Below are 19,602 nucleotides of genomic sequence, written 5' to 3' on the forward strand. Positions count from 1 at the left end.
CGGCCCCGGTGTCTCTCCCCCGGTGGCCGGGCTCTCCTCGTCGAGGCGGGACTCCAGCCGGGTGAGGGCGGCCCGGATGCCGTCGCCGTAGCCGTCGTCCGCCAGGGCGCCCAGGGTGCCCCGGGCGAGGGCCAGATGGCTGCGGGCGGCCTCGGGGCGGCCGAGCCTGGCGTAGTNNCCGCCGCCGACAGGGCCCTGAGGTCCCACGCCAGTTCGTCGACCGGGTCGTCCTGGGTGTCCGCCATGTAGTGCGCCAGTGTGCAGCGGTGGAACGGGTCGCCGTCCTCGCCGATCTCCTCCCACAGCTTCAGGAAGCGGTCCCGGGCCTCCTCGCGGTCCCCGCCGTGGTGCAGCATGACCGTCTGTCCGATGCGGGTCATCATGGCGTCCGGCGCCGCCTGCTCCTGTCGCTCCACCGTGTCCTCCACACTCGTCGCCCCCGGTCCCGCCTGTCCCCGCCGACGCTGGGGCCTGTCGTGTGGATCACGCCTGGGCCGCGGNNATCTGCCGCGTTGTCGTCGGTCACCAACGCTCCGCGTTGACTCCCTCCTCCGCCTTGCAGCCGCACGCACCAAGCCCCGCTCACCGGCAGCCATCAGTGCCGTAGCCCGAAGCCAGCGTGATCCAAAGGACAGACCCTAGCCCCAGGCACCGACAATCCCGGTCAGGCGGCTCCGTACGGCCGCCGGGCTCCCCGGTGGCCGTACGGAGGGCGGGCGGGTGACCGCCGGAGCGCCGGCGGGGGTCAGCCGAGGTTCGGGATGGTCCAGTCGATCGGCTCGTGGCCCTGCCGGGCGATCGCGTCGTTGATCTGGGTGAACGGGCGGGAGCCGAAGAACTTCTTGGCCGACAGCGGCGAGGGGTGCGCGCCCTTCACCACGATGTGGCGCTCCTCGTCGATCAGCGGGAGCTTCTTCTGCGCGTAGTTGCCCCAGAGCACGAAGACGGCCGGGTCCGGCCGGTCGGCGACGGCGCGGATCACCGCGTCGGTGAACTTCTCCCAGCCCTTGCCCTTGTGGGAGTTGGCCTCACCGGCGCGGACCGTGAGCACCGCGTTCAGCAGGAGCACGCCCTGCTCGGCCCACGGCATCAGATAGCCGTTGTCCGGGATCGGGGTGCCCAGCTCGGCCTGCATCTCCTTGTAGATGTTCCGCAGGGAGGGCGGGGTCTTCACACCGGGCCGCACGGAGAAGCACAGGCCGTGGCCCTGACCCTCGCCGTGGTAGGGGTCCTGACCGAGGACGAGCACCTTCACCCGCTCGTACGGCGTGGCGTCGAGGGCGGCGAAGACCTCCTCGCGCGGGGGGTAGACGGGACCCTTGGCTCGCTCCTCCTCGACGAACTCGGTGAGTTCCTTGAAGTAGGGCTGCTGCAGCTCGTCCCCCAGGACCCCGCGCCAGGACTCGGGCAGCATGGCGATGTCGGTCACGTCAACTTCCTCCGGTGTGCGCTCACTTCACGACCGCGATGCGCGCGGCCATGGACGGCCGCGCAAGGCGCGGCCGCCGTCAGAGCACAGAACCTACAGGCGCCCACTGACAATCGGGGCCGCCCACCGGAGATACCGGCCGGACCGTCGGACGGTCCGGCCCGCGCCGGGTCCTACCAGCTGGTCTTCCGGGAGAGTTCCCACATCGTCATCATCGTCGCCGGGTCGATGAGCTTGTCCAGGCCGGCGATCTCCTCGTCCGCGGCCACGTACAGCTTGCCCTGCCACAGGGGGATCAGCCGGGCGTCGTCCAGGAGGATCTGCTGGGCCTCCTCGAACTCCTCGCCGACGGCGCCGCGGTCGCTCTCCGCGCGGGACTCCGGCAGCAGCTCGTCGGTGATCTCCGGCGACTCGTACGGGGTGCCGAGGGCGTTCTGCTTGCCGACGAAGGGGGCGATGAAGTTGTCGGCGTCGTTGAAGTCGGGGTTCCAGCCACGGCCGAAGACCGGGTACTCACCCTTCTGGTAGCCCTGGAAATAGGACTTCCAGGGGCGGCTCTTCAGCGTGACCTTGAACAGGCCGGACTCGTCGAGCTGGCGCTTCAGCTCCTCGAAGGCGGGCTTGGTCTGGGAGCCGTAGCGGTCGCTGGTGTACCACAGGGTCAGCGGGACGGGCTCGGTGATGCCCGCGCCCTCCAGGATCTTCTTGGCCTTGGCCGGGCTGGGGATGCCGTAGTCGTCGAAGAAGCCCGTGGTGTGGCCGACCAGGCCCCTCGGGATCATGGAGTACAGCGGCTCGACGGTGTCCTTGTAGACGTTGTGCGCGAGGGCCGGCCGGTCGAGTACCTGGGCGACCGCCTTGCGGACGGCGGGGTTCTTGGCCCACTCGTACTTCGGGTTGAACACCAGGTAGCTGATCTCGGTCGTGGCGTTCTCGACGATCTGGAGGCCCGCCTCGTCGCGGTGGGCCTCGATGTCCACCACGTCCTCGGCGGCGAGACCGCGGTAGACGACGCTGATCTCCTTGTCCTTGAGGGCCTTGACCAGCTGGTCCGACTGCTGGAAGTACCGGATCGTGATCGCGGAGTTCTTCCGGTCGGCGATGCCCTTGTAGCTGTCGTTGCCGACCAGCTCGGCGGTCTTGCCCTCGTCGTAGGACTCCAGGTTGTACGGCCCGGAGCCGGTGACCCCGCCGTCCTCACGTAGCTTGTCGGCGGGGTACTCCGCGGGGTCCACGATGGACATGGCGGGCGTGGTGAGCACGAGAGGGAAGGTCGCGTCGGGCTGGCTGAGGTGGAAGACCACCTCGCGGTCGCCCTTGGCCTGCACCCGGGACAGCGTGGTCAGCAGACCCGCGGGGCCGCCGTTGACGTTGATCTTCTTGATCCGGTCGAACGAGTACTTGACGGCCTTGGCGTCCAGCGCGTTCCCGTTGGAGAACTTCAGGCCCTCGCGGAGCGTGCAGGCGTAGGTCGTGCTGGCGCTGTCGGTGAACTCGCAGCTCTCGGCGGCGTCCGGCTCGGGGTCGGACCCACCGGGGGTGTAGTTCAGCAGGGGCTGGAAGACGTTGCGCATCAGCTCCCAGGAGCTGTCCCAGGCGGCCGCGGGGTCCAGCGTGCTCGGCGCGCTGGTGGTGCCCACGATGATCGGGGCCTGCTCCTCCGAGGCGTCCGAGGAGAACACACCACACCCGGCCACCATGGATATGGACGCGACCGCCGCGAGAGGCGGCAAGTATCGGTTCCGGTTGAACACGTGCATGCTCCTCGAAATGCCGTACCAAGAGTGGCCGAACGATACCGCAGGCCCCGCCGGCCGCCACCGTCCGGCTGGCAGAACCCTTGATCAGCTCCTCGTGACGGCTTCGCCGGAGCCCGGTGAAGGCTCGCGGGCGGGCACCGGGGACATTCGGCGAAGGCTCCGCGGGAGCCGTCGGGAACGCCCTCGGTGCCCGCCCGCGGGACGGGGCCCGGTCGCCGGTCAGCCGACCCCGGCGTTGAGGAAGATCCCGCCGTCGACCACGAGCGTCTGGCCGGTGATCCAGTCGGACTGCTCGGAGGTGAGGAACGCGGCGGCGCCACCGATGTCCGAGGGCACGCCGAGCCGGCCGAGCGGGTAGGCGGAGGCGGCCTCCGCCTCGCGGCCCTCGTACAGGGCCTGGGCGAACTTGGTCTTCACCACGGCGGGCGCGATCGCGTTGGCCCGTACCTTCGGCGAGAACTCGTGCGCCAGCTGGAGGGTCAGGTTGATCATGGCGGCCTTGCTGATGCCGTAGGCGCCGATGAACGGCGAGGCGGAGACACCGGCGACGGAGGCGATGTTGACGATCGCGCCGCCGTTGTCCTTCTGCCAGGCGTGCCAGGTCCGCTGGGCGAAGCCGAGCGCCGAGACGACATTGGTCTCGAACACCTTGCGCGCCACGTTCAGGTCGAGGTCGGCGATCGGCCCGAACACCGGGTTCGTACCGGCGTTGTTGACCAGGAAGTCGACGCGTCCGAACGCCTCCATCGTGCGCTCGACGGCCTGGGCCTGATGGGCCTCGTCGTGGGCCTTGCCCGCGACGCCGATGACACGGTCGGCGCCGAGCTGGTCGACGGCCTCCTTGAGGGCGTCCTCGTTGCGGCCCGTGATGCAGACCCGGTCGCCACGCGCGACGAGGGCCTCGGCGATGCCGTAGCCGATGCCGCGGCTGGCGCCGGTGATGAGGGCGACCTTGCCCGAAAGCTCGGGGAGTTCCACCGAAGTCATGTTCCCGGTCCTTTAGTTGAGCGGTCCGCCGGCGACGTACAGCACCTGGCCGGAGACGAATCCGGCGTCCTCGCCCGTGAAGTAGGCGATGGCGCCCGCGATGTCCTCCGGCCGGCCGACGCGCTGGACCGGGATCTGGGTGGCGGCCGCGGCCTGGAAGTCCTCGAAGCCCATGCCGACGCGGGCGGCGGTGGCGGCGGTCATGTCGGTGACGATGAAGCCGGGCGCGACGGCGTTGGCGGTGACGCCGAACTTGCCGAGCTCGATGGCCAGGGTCTTGGTGAAGCCCTGGAGACCGGCCTTGGCGGCGGAGTAGTTGACCTGGCCGCGGTTGCCGAGCGCGGAGGACGAGGACAGGTTGACGATCCGTCCGAACTTCGCCTCGACCATGTACTTCTGGACGGCCTTCGCCATCAGGAAGGCGCCGCGCAGGTGCACGTTCATGACCGTGTCCCAGTCGGCGGCGCTCATCTTGAACAGCAGGTTGTCGCGGAGCACGCCCGCGTTGTTCACCAGGATCGTCGGGGCGCCGAGCTCCTCGGCGACGCGGGTGACGGCAGCCTCGACCTGGGCCTCGTCGGAGACGTCACAGCCGACCGCGAGCGCCCTGCCGCCGGCTGCGGTGATCTTCTCGACGGTGTCCTTGCACGCGGCCTCGTCGAGGTCGATCACCGCGACGGCCCGCCCCTCGGCGGCCAGTCGTACGGCGGTCGCGGCGCCGATGCCGCGCGCGCCACCCGTGACCACGGCGACACGCTGCTCAGTGGTGGACATTGCTGGTTCTCCTCGCCCTTGGGATGCGGCTCCTGCGGCCCGCCCACCCGGTGAGCGACCGCTTAGTACCTTCGGCACACGTGACGCTAGAAGTCCTGGCACCCGGTGTCAACGCCCCACCAGGTGTGATCCCTTACGCCCGGCCGATCGGCGGTGTGTCACCGTCCGGTCACCGGGGTGTCGTCCGCCCCGGCCGCCAGGGTCTCACCTGACCAGCAGGTCGAGCAGCCGCGCGGCCTCGGCCACCGGGTCCGAGGTGAGCCCCGTGTGTACGGGGCCTGCCTGGACCACCGTGGAACGCGGCGCGACCAGCCACCGGAACCGCCGTCCGGCGTCGTCCCCGGCGGCCTGGCCCGCCGCCTCCCCGCCGGCGCAGACACCCTCCACGGCCCGCAGCGCGGCCCGTACGCCCGCCACGTCCGCCTCGGGGTCCAGGGCGAGCAGCTTGGTCTCGTCGAGATGGGTACGCGCGGCGACGACGGCCCGGGAGCGGCTGTAGACGAGGACACCGGCGTTGAAGCATTCACCGCGCTCGATCCGCGGCACGACACGCAGCAACGCGTACTCATAGACGTCCTGCCCGGTCGCCCCGGTGGCGAGGAAGCGGTCGCTCACTTGATCCCCTCGATGCGTTCGTGGATGCCGGCGGCCCGGGCGAGCAGCGGTTCCGCGTAGGCCCGCCGCAGGGCGTCCGGGGTGTCGAATCCGGGCTCGTCCGCCAGCCACACATCGGGGATCTCGGCGGTCACCTCGGCGAGGAGTTCCTCGGTGATCAGGGGAGCGAGCGCGGCGGCGGCCGTCGCGACATCGGGGCCGAAGCGGGCGAGGGCGTGGTCGGAGGCGTCGTACGGCTTGGCGGCGGACGTGCGGGCGCCGGGCCAGTGGTGGTGCCAGATCATGGTGGCGCCGTGGTCGATGAGCCACGGCTCGCCGTGCCACATCAGCAGGTTGGGGTTGCGCCAGGACCGGTCGACGTTGTTGATCAGCGCGTCGAACCAGACGATCCGTCCGGCTTCCTCGGGGCTCACCTCGAACGCGAGCGGGTCGAAGCCGATCGCCCGGGTCAGGAAGTCCATGCCGAGGTTGGTGCCGCCGCTGGACTTCAGCAGGTCCTGCACCTGCTCGTCCGGCTCGCCGAGCCCGAGGACGGGGTCGAGATCGACGGTCACGAGGCGGGGGACGCGCAGGCCGAGCCGCCGCGCCAGTTCGCCGCAGACGACCTCCGCGACAAGCGTCTTGCGGCCCTGACCGGCGCCGGTGAACTTCAGGACGTACGTCCCGCGGTCGTCGGCCTCGATGAGACCGGGCAGCGAGCCGCCCTCACGGAGGGCTGCGATATAGCGGGTTGCAGCGACCTTCCTCAGCATTTCCTCAGGCCACCCACTTCACTGACGCCGCGATCCACGGTCAAGCATGAAGTGAGCATAGTAACCGGGGGTGATCACCCAAGACCGCCGCCCGCCGCACACGTACGGCGGTCCGCCCGGCCCAGCTGATGGTCGTCGGTGCCCGGGGGCGGGGCGGCGTCGCCTCGGGCCGCTCACGTCGTCGTGCGAACGATCACTACGGGGCAGTGCGCGCGCGTCATCACGTCCTGACTGACCGAGCCCAGGAGGAGCCCCGCAAGGCCGCCGCGCCCGCGGGCCCCGACGACCAGCAGCTGAGCCGCCCGGCTCGCCTCGATCAGGACCTCACTCGCCTTCCCGCCCACCGGCTCGCGTCGGACGGTGACACCCGGACAAGCGTCCTCGGGACCGGCGAGCGCCTGGCCCAGCAACCGCTCCGCGGCCTCGGGGGCCCTTCCGGACGAGGCCCTGTCCGGCCGCCACGCGTGGACGGCCACGAGCTCGGCCCGGCGCCGCGCGGACTCGGCGAAGGCGAAGGCGACGGCCTGTTCGCTGTCCGGGGAGCCGTCGACTCCCAGCACGACGGGCCCGGTGGGATCCGGGTCTTCCCCTCGGACCACCATCACCGGGCAATAGCTACGGGCGGCCAGGGGCACCGGGGTGGATCCCAGCACGGATCCCAGCAGCCGGCGTGTGATGCCGCCCGTACCTCTGGAGCCGACCACGATCAGGTCCGCGGCCTGTGACTCGGCTTCCAGGACGTGCACCACATCGCCCGTCACCACGGCCGAGGTCACCACCGTCTCGGGCACCGCGTGCAGGGCATGAGCCATCGCTTGGCGGACCAGTGGCCCGACAGCCGGGTCCGGCACCACCAGCCGGGGCTTGACCGGAATCTCGGCATGCACCACACGCAACGCCGCACCGCGCCGCACCGCGGCCGCGGCGGCTGCCGCCACGGCGGTCAGAGCCGCTGACGAGCCGTCCACCCCGACAACGACCGGATTACCCATAGGCGGCTGCTCCCCTTCAAACTGCGGATTCCCAGCGTCACCCCATCGACAAGCCGCTGCAATTCACGCGCGGCGCCCCCACGGGGGCACGGCAACCGCGCAAGGGCGTACAACCGGGCGGGGCTCCCGCGGAGGCTGACAGCCGAGCGAGGCCCGGTGAGGCCCTGACGGCCAGGCGCGGGTGAGAGGACCGCGCCACCACAGGGAACCTGCCCGACTTACGCCCCGCGGTCGTCTCACCCAGCCGGAGCACCGGCCCGCTGCCGTCCCACCGCCCGCCCCCGGCATCGGCGGCACCGTGCGGCAGAACCGCCGGGTCGGGTGACTCCGCAGGCCCGCCGCCGCGCCGCTCAGCCAGGCCCGCCACCGCACCGCTCAGCCAGGCCCGCCACCGCACCGCTCAGCCATGGCCGTCGATGCGCCGCAGGAACGCGCGGGTGCGCTGGTGGTCGGGGTCCGTCATGAGCTTCTCGGGGGTGCCCTCCTCCAGGATCACCCCCTGGTCGAACATGACGAGCCTGTCCGCGGCCGACCGCGCGAAGCCCATCTCGTGGGTGACGACGATCATGGTCAGGCCGTCCTCGACCAGCTCCTTCATCACGGTGACGACCTCGCCGACCATCTCCGGGTCGAGGGCGCTGGTGGGTTCGTCGAACAGCATCAGCTCCGGCTTCATGGCGAGGGCGCGCGCGATGGCGACGCGCTGCTGCTGGCCTCCGGAGAGGACGGACGGGCGCGAGGACGCCTTGTGCGCGAGGCCGACCCTGGCGAGCAGGGCCTGCGCCTGTTCCCTCGCCTCGGCCTTCGGCACGCCGAGGACCTTCACCGGGGCGACGGCCACGTTGTCCAGGGCGGAGAGGTGGGGGAAGAGGTTGAAGCGCTGGAAGACGAAGCCGATGTTGCGTCTGCGGGCGGCGATCGCCCTCGGCCGCTCCTCGACCAGCCGGTCCGGGCCGTCCTTGTAGCCGACCCGGCGGCCGTGGACGAGGATCTCCCCCTCGTCGATGCTCTCCAGGTGGTTGAGGCACCGCAGGAACGTCGTCTTGCCCGAGCCGGACGGCCCGACGACGACCACCACCTCGCGGGCCCGGACGTCCATCGAGACACCGTTGAGCACCCGTACGCCACCGAAGGCCTTGACCATCCCGCGCGCCGACAGCACCGCCGTCGGATCCGCGGGGCCGGTCGGGCCCGTGTGCCCGGTGATGGGGCGGTCGTGCGGACCGTGCGGGTCGTTCACCGTCGTTGTCCTCCCGATCGGTTCCACGTCAGGACGCCTCCCTGCCTGCGAGCGTGGGTTCCTTGCCGACGACCGCGGTGCCGCGGGGCGCGGGACCGCCGCCCCTGCCGCCGACGAGCCGCTCCCTGAGGGAGGGGCCGGGTGGCGGTGTGGTCCCGGGGTCCGCCAGTTTGCGTTCGATGAACCGCTGGACGAACGACCACACCGTCGTCAGGGCGAGGTAGTAGCAGGCGGCGACGAGGAAGATCTCGAACGTCTTGAAGGTCGCCGAGTTGATCGACTGGGCCGTCAGGAACATCTCCTGGAGTCCGATGACCGACAGCAGCGACGTCGACTTCATCATCAGGTTGAACTCGTTGCCCAGCGGCGGAACGATGATCCGCAGGGCCTGTGGCAGCAGCACCACGCGCATCGTGAGCGACGGAGTCATGCCGAGCGCCTGCGCCGCCTCCGTCTGCCCGCGGTCGATGGCGTCGAGCGCGGCGCGGATGATCTCGGCCATGTAGGCCGCCTCGTTCACGGCGAGCGTCAGGACGGCCGCCTGTACGACGCCGAGGAGGACGAGACCCCCCACCGGGACGTCGGTGAAGCGGTAGACGCCCGCCGCCGCGAGGCCGTTGTAGACGAGGACCAGCTGGACGAGCAGGGGCGTGCCGCGGATGAGCCAGACATAGGCGCCGCCGCCCCAGCGCAGTACGGCGAAGCGGCTGCGCTGGGCCAGCGCGATGACGAGGCCGAGGACCACCCCGAGCGCCTGGGCGACGACCGAGATGTACACGGTCCGCCACAGGCCCTCCAGGAAGGTGCCCGAAGGGGATATGAGGTAGTGCCAGAAGAACGACCAGTCGAAGCCGGCCACCTGCGCCGAGTCGGCGAGCAAGGACGTGTCAGCCACGTCATCCTCTCCCTGCGTATGTGCGGATGCGGACGGGCCGGCCTCCTGCCGGCCCCGGTGGACGGCGGCCGGGCGGCCCCACCCGTCGAACGGGCCGGGCGTTATCCGGCGATGTCGTCGCCGGTCAGGTTCCACTTCTTGAGGATGGCGGCGTACTCGCCGTTCTTCCGGATCTCCGCGAACGCCTTCGTGAGCGCGTCGTGCAGGGCGGTGTCGTCCTTGCGGGTCGCGGCACCCACCTTGATGCGGTTGAAGGGCTCCCCGACGAGCTGGAAGGTGTCCGGCTGCTGCTTCATCACGTACGCGGCGGTCTCGAGGGTCGTCCCGTAGGAGTCGACCAGACCGAGGCGCAGTTGCTGGAGGGCGTCGGTGTCCTTGTTGAACAGCCGGATGTCGACCTTCTGTTCGCCGTCCGCGACGCACTTCTTCGACTGGGCGGAGAGGTAGTCGGCGACGGTCGTGCCGGTCTGCGCCGCGGCCTTCTTGCCGCACAGGTCGCCCGCGCTCTTGATGCCCTTGTCGTCCTTCGCGGACACGACGAACGTGTTGGAGGCGTACATGTACGGGACGAAGTCCACGACCTTCTCCCGCTCGGGCTTGATGTAGAGCTGGGTGATGATCGCGTCGCACTGCTTGGCCTGCAGCGCGGGGATGATGCCGTTGAAAGCGGTGTTGGCCCAGTTCGCCTTGACGCCGAGTTGTGCGGCGAGCGCGTCGCCGAGTTCGATCTCGGCGCCCACCGGCTTCTGCGCGGCGTCGTAGTAGGTCAGGGGCGGTGCGCTGATGTCCGAGCAGTAGGTGATCTGCCCGTCCTTCACGAGCGTGCCGGCCGGCAGGTCGACCACGGGCGAGGCCGCGGGCGAGGCCGCGTTCTCCGTGGAGCCACCGCATCCGGCGAGCACGGCCGCGGCCGCGAACGCGGCACAGGCGGCGGGGAGTGTCGTACGACAGGCACGACGCGATGATCTTGCCATTGCCGGCCCCCTTCAGGAGTCTTCCGTGGTTGCCCCGACAGATAGTCAGTGCCATAGTCGATGTCGTTGACTATGAGGGGAAGCTAGGGCGGGCGCTCCGAGGCTGTCAAGGAAACTCCCGTAAAAGGGCGGTTAACAGCGACTGCTCGAGGAGTGGAGCCCAGCCGCCGCATCCGGGTTCACGGCTCTGCCGCACGGGTGGACGGGCGCACCTCAGCGGATCCGCATCGGTGTTGGGGAAGGGAACCATGTCCGAATTCACTGCTCGCCGACTCTCCGCCACGGGCGACGAGTGGGCCGTGGCGACACCGCACTCCACGGCGAGCGACGTCGCGGCCGACGTCCTGCGCGGCGGCGGCAACGCGGTGGACGCCGCTCTCGCGGCCGCCGCCATGCTGACCGTCGTCTACCCCAACCAGTGTTCCGTCGGCGGCGATCTGCTCGCCGTGGTGGGCACCGCCGACGGCGAGGTCCGCTTCGTCAACGCCTCCGGCCGGGCACCGCGGGCCGTCGACGCCGGGGAGATCGCGGCACGGTACGAGAGCATGCCCGTCCTCGGCGCGCTCCCGGTGACGGTCCCCGGCGCGGTGGCCGGCTGGGCCGCGCTCGCCGACGCCTGGGGAAGCCGTCCGCTCTCGGCGGCCCTCGTGCCCGCCGAGGCGGCCGCCCGCGAGGGCGTCCCCGTCGCCCCCGGTCTCGCCCTTGACCTGAGCAGGGAGGAGCAGATCCTGGCCCGCGACCCCGGCATGCGCGCTGTGTTCTTCGCCGACGGCGACGTCCTCGCGGCCGGTCGGACCCTGCGGCAGCCGGCCCTCGCCCGGACGCTCGCGTCGATCGCCGCACAGGGTCCGTCCGCGCTGTACGGCGGAGACGTGGGCCAGAGCCTGGTGGGACTGCTCGCCGAGCAGGGATCGGCCATGACGGTCGAGGATCTCGCCGAGCACACGGTACGGCTGTCGGGAACGCACAGCGCGGTGTACGACGGCGTCGACCATCTCTCCAGCGGCGACAACTCGCAGGGCCTGTACTTCCTCCAGGGGCTGCGCGCGCTCGAAGTGGTGCGCTCGGTCCGCGGAACGCTCGATCCGCTGGGTCGCGACGCGGGCGTTGTGGCCTCCGTGCTCGCCCAGGCCGCCGCCGACCGCGACCGGTTCGCTTGCGACCCGGAGTGGGGAGAGGCCGCCCCCGCCGAGGAGTTGCTGTCGGAGCCGTACGTACGGCGCATCGCCGAGCGGGCGATGGCGGGCACCCCGGTCGAACTGCTCGGGCAGCGCAAGGCGTCCGGTGACACGGTCGCCGTCGTCACGACGGACCGGGACGGTACCTGGGTGTCCCTGATCCAGAGCGTGTTCCACTGCTTCGGCTCCGGGGTGCTTGATCCCGGTACCGGTGTCGTCCTGCACAACCGGGGCGCGTCGTTCTCGCTCGACCCGGCGTCGCCGAACCGTCTCGCCGGCGGCAAGCGTCCTCTGCACACGCTGATGCCCGTCCTGGTCCGTGAGGGTGGCGAGCTCGTCGGAGCGCACGGGGTGATGGGAGGGCGCGCGCAGCCACAGGTGCACACCCATCTGGCCCTGCACCTCGCCGCCGGCGCGTCCGCGGAGCGTGCCGTGTCGGCGCCGCGCTGGGTCCTCGGGGCCATGGAGGCCGGGGTGACGGAGGGTGCCGGTACCGTCAAGGCCGAGCGGGACGTGCCCACGGCGGGCGTCCGCGCGATCGAGGGCGGGGGTTTCGACGTCGAGCTGATCGACGCGCACGACGACGGTGTCGGGCACGGCCAGTTGGTCCGCCGTGCGGGCGGTGCCGACGGTCCGCGCCTGGTCGCGGCCACCGATCCTCGTGCGGACGGCTCCGCCGTGGCGGGCTGAGCCGCGCCGCCGGTGGACCACTATGGGAGACAGCCGAGATGAGGAAGGACCTATGACCTCGAGTAACGCCGGCAGTACGGCCAAGGGCGCCCGCCGAAGCCGGTTGCCCCGCGGCACGCTGAGCCAGGAGATGATCGTCCAGGCCGCGTTCCGGGTCGCCGACTCGTCCGGGATGGACAAGCTGACGTTCTCGGCGCTCGGCCGCGAGCTGGCCGCCCATCCGACCGCGATCTACCGGCACTTCCGCAACAAGGACGAGCTGCTGCTCGCGCTCATCGACGCCCTGCACGAGGAGGCGCTGGCGCACACCCCGCCGCCGACGGACGACTGGGCCCATGACCTGATGCAGATCGCGGTCCACACCCACCAGGCGTTCCTGCGGCACCCTCGGGTGGGTGCCCTCGCGGCGGCGCGGACCGCCCGCCGGGAGAACGAGTTCCGGACCGTGGAACGCAAACTGGACTGCATGCGACGCGCCGGCCTCGACGACGACGACGCGGCCCGCTACTACCGGGTCTTCGCCGATCTGGTGCTCTCGTACAGCGCGATGGACGCGAGTCTCGCGTCGCTGTCCCCGGAGCTCCGGGAGGCGGACCTCCGGGCGTGGAAGACGGACTATCTGACCCTGCCGCCCGACAAGTTCCCCAACATCGCCCGGCTGGCCCCGCAGTTCAAGTCGTTGGACGACCCGCAGAACTTCGTCACCGCGGTCCAGGCGGTCATCGACACGATCCGGGTGAGGGCGAAGGCTCGGTCGTAGCCACAGCCGGACTCCTCACGGCCGATCACGGCCGATCACGGCCGATGTGATCCACGCCTCGTCCCTCGGGCGGGTTTTCCGGGTTTCCGCTGTAACGATCAGCCCGCTCGGACCACTACCCGACGACAGAACACACCGTGAGGGACGGGAGGTGCGGCAGTGGCCGACTCCGACGCTGATCGATTCACCGCCATCTACGACGGCTGCCGACAACGCGTATGGGCCTATGTGGTCAGCCGCGCGGGACGGCACGTCGCCGACGACGTGGTGAACGAGACGTTCACCGTGGCCTGGCGCAGGCTGGACGACATCCCCGAGCCCCCGCTGCCGTGGCTGCTCGTGGTCGCCCGCAACATCCTGCGGGACACCGTCCGGGCAGAGGCCCGGCGCGTGTCGTTCGCCGCCGAGTGGATGTCCTGGGTGGAACCGGCCGAGGCGGACATCGCGGAGGAGGTGTCCGAGCGCAGCGCCCTGCTCAAGGCGCTGGCGACACTGCCGGAGGACGACCGGGAACTGCTGATCCTCTCGGCGTGGCAGGGTCTGACCCCGGCGCAGGCCGCGACGGTGGTCGGCTGCTCGGCGCTCACCCTCCGGGTCCGTCTGCACCGGGCGCGCAGACGCCTCGACCAGGCCGCGTCGGCCTCCCCACCCGTGGCGGGGGCCGCGGCCGTGCGGCACGAGTCCACCCGAGCCCGGATCGCCGTAGGAGAGGAAGCCCGGTGAAGAACGACGTGCTGCACCGCCTGACCACCGCCCGGCCCGCCCACCTGGACCCCGGGCTTCCCACGCCGCCGTCGGTGCGGGACGAGGAGCTCGCGACCGTGATGAGCGGTCCCCGCGCGCCGCTCGGCGCTCGCGTCACCGCCCGTTCGCGCCTGTGGCGGCCTCCGCTGCTCTCGGGTCTCGCCCTGGCCACCGCCGCGGCGGTGGTGGCCCTGGTGGTCGCGGACACCGCGCCGGAGAAGCCGGCACCCCCGTCCTCCGCGGCGTCGGAGTCCGGCGCCCGGATCCTTCTCGCCGCCGCCTCCCACGTCGAACGCCAGCCGGCCGCCTCGGGCAGGTACTGGTACGTGGAGGAACACATGGGTTCCTTCCACAAGGTCCCCGGTCAGGACTACACGATCGACATCCGCTCCGAGCAGCGGTACTGGACGTCCACGGACGAGAACGCGTACTGGTCGCAGTACCTGGACTCCGGCGCCCGCCCGGCCACGAAGGCCGACGAGGTGGCGTGGAGGGCGGACGGCTCCCCCACCTCGTGGAAGCTGTCCGACGCGCCCGACGGGACCGTCACCTACGCCGGCAGGGGCGAGATCGAGCACGACGCCCCCGGCGGAAAGGCCGACTCCGGGCCGTACGGGGAAGTCCCCCTCCGTCTGCTGCCCACGCTCCCCACGGACGCGACGGCCCTCCGCGAGCGCCTGTTCGCCCTGGTGGACAAGGACTACAACGGTCCGACGAGGGTGCTCGACCGGATCGTCGTCAACTCCGCCATCGAGCTGGCCACCTCGCTCCCGTCCAGTCCGGCCCTCCGCGCCGCCGCCTACCGCCTCCTCGCCGCCGAGCCCGGTGTGCGCTCCCTGGGAGACGTCGAGGACCACACGGGCCGCTCCGGTCATGCCGTGGCGCTCCCGAGCCCCTACGCGTCCGCCCCGGAACTCCGCCTGATCTTCGACAAGTCCACGGGCATGCCCCTGGGTACCGAGACGGTGGCCACCCGGAGCGGTGACGGCGCGCGCGAGGGCGAGACCCTGAGCTACACGACGATCACATCGATGCAGTGGACCGACGAGGCGCCCCCCTTCGACACCGACACCCCCGACCCGGGCCCGGAGACCCCGTACGACCGCTGAGACCGCCCTCGCGGTGCGCCCGAGCTGAGCACGGGGGCGACCCGAGCAGCGCACGGGGCGGGACGAGCAGCGCACGGGGCGGGACGACCTCCGGATCGACAGGTTCGAGACAGCTTCACTTGACGCGATCGTGATGCCGGGCAGACCAAGATGTGCCCCTGTCTGAACGTTCAACCACACCATCGCCGTATCCATGGGCGAAAGTGCAAAGCGATCTCGGAGGGATTCGTCCGCATGAGCAGCGAAACGATCAAACCCGCTTCTGAACCGGCCCGTCGCACGATGATGGCGGCGGCCGGTGCGGCGGGGCTCGCCGTCGCGCTGACCGCGTGCGGGTCGGGCGACGACTCGTCCGGCTCGTCGGGCACCGGCGGCGACGCGAGCGGTTCCGCGAGCGGCGGCAGCACGAGCGGTGGTGGCACGGGCGGCGACGACGCGGGGTCGGGCGGCACCGAGCTGGCCAAGACCAGCGACATCCCGGAGGGCGGCGGCAAGATCTTCGAGGACAAGAACGTGGTGATCACGCAGCCGAAGGCGGGCGAGTTCAAGGCGTTCTCCTCCACCTGCACCCACCGTGGCTGTGCCGTGAAGACGGTCGCCGACGGGGTGATCAACTGTCCTTGCCACCAGAGCAACTTCTCGATCACGGACGGCAGCGTGAAGAGCGGCCCGGCGACCGAGGCCCTGCCCGCCAAGGAGATCAAGGTCAGCGGGACGTCGATCACGCTGGCCTGACGCCCCTCGGACGCTCAGGTCCGCCGCCCGGCCCGCTCGATACGGGCCAGGACCTCGGCCGTGGTCGCGACCGTGGCGACCAACGCGAGGGTGTGGCGGATCATCGCGGGGGTGTAGTCGGCAGGCACCCCCGCGATGGCGTCCCCGGGCACGACGACCCGGTAGCCGAGGTTCACCGCGTCGAAGACTGCGTTGGGGACGGCCACGTTGGCCGAGACACCGGCGACGATCAGGGTGCGGCAGCCGAGGTTGCGCAGCAACGCGTCGACATCGGTGCCGGCCAGCGGGGACAGCCCGTGCAGCCGCCGGACGACCAGGTCCTCCCGGGCGACCTCGATGGGCGGTGCGACACGTACGGCCGCGGTCCCCGTCAGTTGCCTTACGGGGAGCCGCGCGGCAGCGTCGAAGAGACGGGCGTTGCGGTTGGCGCCCCGCCCGTCGGGCCGCCGCTCGGCGACCGCGTGCAGCACCTGGACCCCGCTGGTGTGAGCGGCGGCGACCAGCCGTGCCACGTTCCCGAGCGCCCCCGAGGAGCGGGCCGCCTCGGCTAGTTCGGGGAGGGCGCTGTCCGGCCCCACGACGCCCTGCTGGCACTCCACGGTGAGCAGCGCGGTGGTGGCGGGATCGAGGAGCTCGCCCAACTCCCGCTGCCTCTTCGACTCGTTCGCGTTCGACTCGTTCGCGTTCGACTCGTTCGCGTACGACGGCATGGTGTCCCCCAGGTTTTCGAGCGAGGTCGAGAGCGGGGCGTCGGCGACCGGCGGCAACGGGTGCCGGTGACCGGGCGGGCGAGCGTAACGCCTCTTGCGTAGGGACGGAAGACGACCCATGCTCAGCTGACGCCACGTCAGAGGAGAGGAGTTCCATGGCCGCCACTCAGCGCCGGGGCCGGAAGATCATGATGGAGCCCGGCGAGCTGGACGCGTTCCTGGGCGCACAGCGGACCTGCCGGGTCGCGACGGTCTCGGCCGACGGCGCGCCGCACGTCAGTCCGCTCTGGTTCGTCTGGGACGGCACCTCGCTCTGGCTGTACTCGATCACCCGCAGCAGACGCTGGTCGGAGCTGCGCCGCGATCCGCGCGTCGCCGTCGTGGTCGACGCGGGCGAGGACTACGGCGAGCTGCGGGGTGTGGAGCTGTCCGGCACCGTCGAGGTGGTCGGCGAGGTTCCGCGGACGGGCGAGCCGCTCGCCGAACTGACCGAGGTGGAGCGTCTGTTCGCCCGCAAGAACTTCGGCATCGACGACATGCCGCACGACGGCCGACACGCCTGGCTGCGCCTGACCCCGGACGCGATCACGTCCTGGGATTTCCGCAAGCTCGGTTCACCGTGACCGGGGCGCACTCGACGAGACACCGGGACCGGGGGATGCGACCGAGCGCGACTGCGCCGTAGCGCTCCACTGAACCGCCGAGGCGGCCGACTGGGGCCCGCCGCCTCCCACAGCTGCCGGCCGGCCCTGCTCAGCCGAACCGGATCTCGCACGTGACCCAGTACTCGTCGAGGAGGTCCAGCAACCCGAAGGCCGGCCGCAACCGGTCGGCCTCGTCCAGCCCCTCCCCGGCGAACACGTCGGCCGCCCAGGAGTGCGCCACCTCAGCGGCGGTGAGCGGCCGACCGGGTTCCCCGGCGCTCACCCACCCCTGCCCCACCTGGGTGACCCCCTGATCGGCGAGCCATCGCCGCACCGTCTCCCTCGCTCGCACATCCACGCGGGAAGTATGACAAGCGGCAGATCACCCTCGGCACCGCCCGCGGGCGCCGGGCCGCCACGGGCCCAGCCCTACGCCGACTGCCCGGCTGCCACGGGCCCAGCCCTACGCCCGACCGCCTGGCTCCCGTGGGCTCAGCCCTACGCCCGGCACCCCGCCGTACGCCCCTCACCCCGCCGTACGCCCCGCACCCAGCCCTACGCCCCACACCCGGCTGCCGGCTGCCGGCTGCCCTTGGCGAAGCCCTCTACTCCCCGCACGCGCCCCCGGCCGCCCTGAGCGCCTCGACTGCCGCCCTGATGGACGGTCTGCGGTCCGCGTCCGCGCGCCAGACCGCGTAGACGGTGCGGTGGACCCGGTGCCGTACGGGCACGGTCCGCACCCCGGCCGGCATCGGGTCCCGTCCCAGTCGGGGCGCGATGCACACCCCCAACCCGGCCTCCACCAGGGCGAGTTGGGTGTGGTGCTCACCGGCCCGATGGGCGATGTGGGGCTCGATACCGTTCGCGCGCAGGGTGTAGAGCAGCCATTCGTGGCAGAACTCGCCCTCGGGCCACGCCACCCACGCCTCGCCCGCCAGTTCCTCCAGGTCGATCTCGTCCCGCCCGGCGAGCGGATGCTCCTCGGGCAGGGCGACCTCCACGGGATCGTCGAGGATCGAGGCGCGGGCGAGTCCTTCGGGCACGGGCAGCGGCTTGTTGTACCAGTCGAGGACGACGGCCAGATCGACGTCGCCCCGCACCACCGCGTTGATCGCGAGCTCCGGCTCCAGCTCCCGCGACCGCACCCGCAGCGCCGGATGGTGGGACTTGAGCGTGCGGAAGACGGCGGGGAACAGCCCCCGCACGGCCGTCGGGAACGCGGCGAGCCGCAGCTCGCCGACGACCTGCCCCCGCTGGGCCTCCAGGTCGGACTGGGCCAGCTCGACCTGGGAGAGGATCCGGGCGGCATGGTCGGCGAGGAGCCGTCCGGCGTCGGTGAGCCGCACTCCGCGTCCGTTCTTGGCGAGCAGTTGCTGACCCACCTCCCGCTCCAGCTTCGCCATCTGCTGGGAGACGGCCGACGTGGTCACATGCAGGCCCTCCGCCGCGCCGCTGACCGAGCCGTGCCGGGCGAGGGCGTCGAGGGTACGCAGGCGCTCCAGGTTCAACATGTAAGCGATGCTACGAGAATCGACTCACGAAATCTCGCTTGTGCTACGAGATCTTTGCGGAGCATCGTGGCAGGCATGACCACGGCGACGCCCACCCGAGCCCTCTCCCCCGCCTCCGCACAACGCCGCGCCACCGTCGACTGGCGCCTGCGTTTCGGCTTTCTCTCCCTGATCTGGGGCTTCAGCTTCCTGCTGATCAAGGTGGGCACGGAGGCCTACGCGCCGTTCCAGGTGACCTTCGGGCGGCTGGCCTTCGGCACGCTGGTCCTGGCGGCGGCGATGGCGGTGAAGCGTGAGCGGCTGCCGCGCGGCGCCCGCACATGGGGGCATCTGACGGTGGCGGCTCTCCTTCTGAACGCCCTGCCGTTCTCGCTCTTCGCCTACGCCGAGCTGACGATCCCCTCCACGCTCGCCGGTATCTGCAACGCGACCTCCCCCTTGTGGGGCATGGCGCTGTCGCTGGTGGCTCTCTCCGAGGACCGGCCGACGCGGGTGCGGGTCGCCGGTCTCGGTCTCGGCTTCCTCGGTGTGCTCACCGTCCTCGGCGCCTGGCAGGGCTTCGACGGCCTCGACCCCAGGGGCACCGCGATGGCTCTGCTGGCTTCCCTCAGCTACCCGATCGGGTGGATCTACGTCCGCCGCACGCTGGCCGGCACCGATCACTCCCCGCTCTCCCTCACCGGCGCCCAACTCTTCCTGGCCACCGCCCAACTCGCCGTCGTCACGCCGCTGTTCACCACTCCGCCGAGCCACTACCCGGTCCTGCCCCTGCTGGCCGTGATCGCCCTGGGCGCCCTCGGCACGGGAGTCGCCATGCTCGTCCAGTACGGCCTCGTCTCCGAGGTCGGCCCGACCACCGCCCAGATGGTCACCTACTTCATCCCGGTCATCGCCACGGCCGCGGGTGTGGCGCTCCTCGGCGAATCCCTGACCTGGTCGACCCCGGTGGGCGCGGCGATCGTCCTGGCAGGCGCGGCCCTGACCCAGGCGAGGCCACGCACCTGAGACGACCACGAGCCGACGGCACCGTGAGCCCCGCGGCCCGCACACGCCGGGGGCTGACCCGCGCCACCTCATCCGCCGAGCGCCCCCTCCTCACACGT

Annotated in this window: 20 protein-coding genes and 1 pseudogene; 7 read left to right on the plus strand and 14 right to left on the minus strand. The window is 71.3% G+C overall.

Features of this window, described 5'->3' with window-relative positions; all coding sequences use genetic code 11:
* Nucleotides 1–178: 178 nt before the first annotated feature.
* The 11 genes and pseudogenes from AOK15_RS47220 to AOK15_RS24940 form a co-directional block, all read right to left on the minus strand.
* A pseudogene (locus AOK15_RS47220) lies at nt 179–383 on the minus strand (hypothetical protein); the annotation flags it as partial.
* A 362-nt stretch (nt 384–745) separates the two neighbouring features.
* Nucleotides 746–1,429, minus strand: a complete 684-nt coding sequence (locus AOK15_RS24895; protein ID WP_055520554.1) for a uracil-DNA glycosylase — start codon at nt 1,427–1,429, stop codon at nt 746–748.
* Between the two features lie 173 nt (nt 1,430–1,602).
* Complete coding sequence (locus tag AOK15_RS24900; protein ID WP_055520586.1) at nt 1,603–3,183, minus strand: ABC transporter substrate-binding protein; 1,581 nt, start codon at nt 3,181–3,183, stop codon at nt 1,603–1,605.
* Nucleotides 3,184–3,408: 225 nt separating this feature from the next.
* On the minus strand, nt 3,409–4,176 hold the full coding sequence (locus AOK15_RS24905) for an SDR family oxidoreductase (RefSeq protein ID WP_055520556.1): 768 nt from the start codon (nt 4,174–4,176) through the stop codon (nt 3,409–3,411).
* A 12-nt stretch (nt 4,177–4,188) separates the two neighbouring features.
* Nucleotides 4,189–4,950 carry a 3-oxoacyl-ACP reductase FabG gene (fabG, locus tag AOK15_RS24910; protein ID WP_055520558.1) on the minus strand — a complete coding sequence of 254 codons (762 nt, stop codon included), beginning with the start codon at nt 4,948–4,950 and terminating at the stop codon, nt 4,189–4,191.
* A 204-nt stretch (nt 4,951–5,154) separates the two neighbouring features.
* Nucleotides 5,155–5,565: a DUF3037 domain-containing protein gene (locus AOK15_RS24915; protein ID WP_055520559.1), complete on the minus strand. Its 411-nt coding sequence runs from the start codon at nt 5,563–5,565 to the stop codon at nt 5,155–5,157.
* Nucleotides 5,562–6,317, minus strand: a complete 756-nt coding sequence (locus tag AOK15_RS24920; protein WP_055520562.1) for a HipA family kinase — start codon at nt 6,315–6,317, stop codon at nt 5,562–5,564. The genes AOK15_RS24915 and AOK15_RS24920 overlap by 4 nt, the downstream gene beginning before the upstream one ends.
* Before the next feature lie 173 nt (nt 6,318–6,490).
* Nucleotides 6,491–7,309 carry a universal stress protein gene (locus AOK15_RS24925; protein WP_055520564.1) on the minus strand — a complete coding sequence of 273 codons (819 nt, stop codon included), beginning with the start codon at nt 7,307–7,309 and terminating at the stop codon, nt 6,491–6,493.
* A gap of 400 nt (nt 7,310–7,709) precedes the next feature.
* A complete protein-coding gene (locus AOK15_RS24930; protein WP_055520588.1) occupies nt 7,710–8,453 on the minus strand; it encodes an amino acid ABC transporter ATP-binding protein in 744 nt (247 codons plus the stop codon).
* A gap of 124 nt (nt 8,454–8,577) precedes the next feature.
* Nucleotides 8,578–9,444, minus strand: coding sequence for an amino acid ABC transporter permease (locus tag AOK15_RS24935; protein ID WP_063799046.1), 867 nt, complete (start codon nt 9,442–9,444; stop codon nt 8,578–8,580).
* Between the two features lie 101 nt (nt 9,445–9,545).
* Complete coding sequence (locus AOK15_RS24940; RefSeq protein WP_055520566.1) at nt 9,546–10,418, minus strand: ABC transporter substrate-binding protein; 873 nt, start codon at nt 10,416–10,418, stop codon at nt 9,546–9,548.
* 248 nt (nt 10,419–10,666) lie between these two features.
* Between AOK15_RS24940 and AOK15_RS24945 the strand changes: the two genes are divergently transcribed.
* The 5 genes from AOK15_RS24945 (at nt 10,667) to AOK15_RS24965 (ending at nt 15,634) form a co-directional block, all read left to right on the plus strand.
* Nucleotides 10,667–12,286, plus strand: coding sequence for a gamma-glutamyltransferase family protein (locus tag AOK15_RS24945; protein WP_063799047.1), 1,620 nt, complete (start codon nt 10,667–10,669; stop codon nt 12,284–12,286).
* A gap of 52 nt (nt 12,287–12,338) precedes the next feature.
* Nucleotides 12,339–13,046 (plus strand): TetR/AcrR family transcriptional regulator C-terminal domain-containing protein, encoded by a 708-nt coding sequence (locus tag AOK15_RS24950; protein WP_240508582.1) that lies wholly within the window; start codon nt 12,339–12,341, stop codon nt 13,044–13,046.
* 159 nt (nt 13,047–13,205) lie between these two features.
* Nucleotides 13,206–13,769, plus strand: a complete 564-nt coding sequence (locus AOK15_RS24955) for an RNA polymerase sigma factor (protein ID WP_055520572.1) — start codon at nt 13,206–13,208, stop codon at nt 13,767–13,769.
* Nucleotides 13,766–14,899 (plus strand): CU044_5270 family protein, encoded by a 1,134-nt coding sequence (locus AOK15_RS24960; protein WP_055520573.1) that lies wholly within the window; start codon nt 13,766–13,768, stop codon nt 14,897–14,899. The genes AOK15_RS24955 and AOK15_RS24960 overlap by 4 nt, the downstream gene beginning before the upstream one ends.
* A 234-nt stretch (nt 14,900–15,133) precedes the next feature.
* Nucleotides 15,134–15,634 (plus strand): Rieske (2Fe-2S) protein, encoded by a 501-nt coding sequence (locus AOK15_RS24965; RefSeq protein WP_055520575.1) that lies wholly within the window; start codon nt 15,134–15,136, stop codon nt 15,632–15,634.
* 14 nt (nt 15,635–15,648) lie between these two features.
* Here the strand turns inward: AOK15_RS24965 and AOK15_RS24970 are convergent, their stop codons facing one another.
* Complete coding sequence (locus tag AOK15_RS24970) at nt 15,649–16,344, minus strand: cysteine hydrolase family protein (RefSeq protein ID WP_055520592.1); 696 nt, start codon at nt 16,342–16,344, stop codon at nt 15,649–15,651.
* Between the two features lie 155 nt (nt 16,345–16,499).
* Here AOK15_RS24970 and AOK15_RS24975 point away from each other — a divergent pair, with 155 nt between their 5' ends.
* Nucleotides 16,500–16,967 (plus strand): pyridoxamine 5'-phosphate oxidase family protein, encoded by a 468-nt coding sequence (locus AOK15_RS24975; RefSeq protein ID WP_055520577.1) that lies wholly within the window; start codon nt 16,500–16,502, stop codon nt 16,965–16,967.
* A 130-nt stretch (nt 16,968–17,097) separates the two neighbouring features.
* Here AOK15_RS24975 and AOK15_RS24980 read toward each other — a convergent pair whose 3' ends face one another.
* Together AOK15_RS24980 and AOK15_RS24985 are read right to left on the minus strand one after the other, a co-directional pair.
* A complete protein-coding gene (locus AOK15_RS24980) occupies nt 17,098–17,346 on the minus strand; it encodes a hypothetical protein (RefSeq protein ID WP_205632223.1) in 249 nt (82 codons plus the stop codon).
* A 247-nt stretch (nt 17,347–17,593) separates the two neighbouring features.
* The gene (locus AOK15_RS24985; RefSeq protein WP_055520581.1) at nt 17,594–18,499 is read right to left on the minus strand and encodes a LysR family transcriptional regulator; all 906 of its coding nucleotides are present in this window, start codon (nt 18,497–18,499) and stop codon (nt 17,594–17,596) included.
* 75 nt (nt 18,500–18,574) lie between these two features.
* Here AOK15_RS24985 and AOK15_RS24990 point away from each other — a divergent pair, with 75 nt between their 5' ends.
* On the plus strand, nt 18,575–19,504 hold the full coding sequence (locus tag AOK15_RS24990) for a DMT family transporter (protein WP_055520583.1): 930 nt from the start codon (nt 18,575–18,577) through the stop codon (nt 19,502–19,504).
* The last annotated feature ends 98 nt before the right edge of the window (nt 19,505–19,602 follow it).

It is taken from the genome of Streptomyces ossamyceticus (genome assembly GCF_001418475.1).
Classification (GTDB): Bacteria; Actinomycetota; Actinomycetes; order Streptomycetales; family Streptomycetaceae; genus Streptomyces; species Streptomyces ossamyceticus.

What these genes read in the sequence shown, in the direction of transcription:
- fabG (WP_055520558.1), bottom strand. Translation starts at nt 4,950, where the DNA reads ATGTCCACCACTGAGCAGCGTGTCGCCGTGGTCACGGGTGGCGCGCGC.
- AOK15_RS24920 (WP_055520562.1), bottom strand. Translation starts at nt 6,317, where the DNA reads ATGCTGAGGAAGGTCGCTGCAACCCGCTATATCGCAGCCCTCCGTGAG.
- AOK15_RS24950 (WP_240508582.1), top strand. Translation starts at nt 12,339, where the DNA reads ATGACCTCGAGTAACGCCGGCAGTACGGCCAAGGGCGCCCGCCGAAGC.
- AOK15_RS24940 (WP_055520566.1), bottom strand. Translation starts at nt 10,418, where the DNA reads ATGGCAAGATCATCGCGTCGTGCCTGTCGTACGACACTCCCCGCCGCC.
- AOK15_RS24945 (WP_063799047.1), top strand. Translation starts at nt 10,667, where the DNA reads ATGTCCGAATTCACTGCTCGCCGACTCTCCGCCACGGGCGACGAGTGG.
- AOK15_RS24925 (WP_055520564.1), bottom strand. Translation starts at nt 7,309, where the DNA reads ATGGGTAATCCGGTCGTTGTCGGGGTGGACGGCTCGTCAGCGGCTCTG.
- AOK15_RS24970 (WP_055520592.1), bottom strand. Translation starts at nt 16,344, where the DNA reads ATGCCGTCGTACGCGAACGAGTCGAACGCGAACGAGTCGAACGCGAAC.
- AOK15_RS24975 (WP_055520577.1), top strand. Translation starts at nt 16,500, where the DNA reads ATGGCCGCCACTCAGCGCCGGGGCCGGAAGATCATGATGGAGCCCGGC.
- AOK15_RS24965 (WP_055520575.1), top strand. Translation starts at nt 15,134, where the DNA reads ATGAGCAGCGAAACGATCAAACCCGCTTCTGAACCGGCCCGTCGCACG.
- AOK15_RS24985 (WP_055520581.1), bottom strand. Translation starts at nt 18,499, where the DNA reads ATGTTGAACCTGGAGCGCCTGCGTACCCTCGACGCCCTCGCCCGGCAC.
- AOK15_RS24930 (WP_055520588.1), bottom strand. Translation starts at nt 8,453, where the DNA reads ATGGTCAAGGCCTTCGGTGGCGTACGGGTGCTCAACGGTGTCTCGATG.
- AOK15_RS24990 (WP_055520583.1), top strand. Translation starts at nt 18,575, where the DNA reads ATGACCACGGCGACGCCCACCCGAGCCCTCTCCCCCGCCTCCGCACAA.
- AOK15_RS24905 (WP_055520556.1), bottom strand. Translation starts at nt 4,176, where the DNA reads ATGACTTCGGTGGAACTCCCCGAGCTTTCGGGCAAGGTCGCCCTCATC.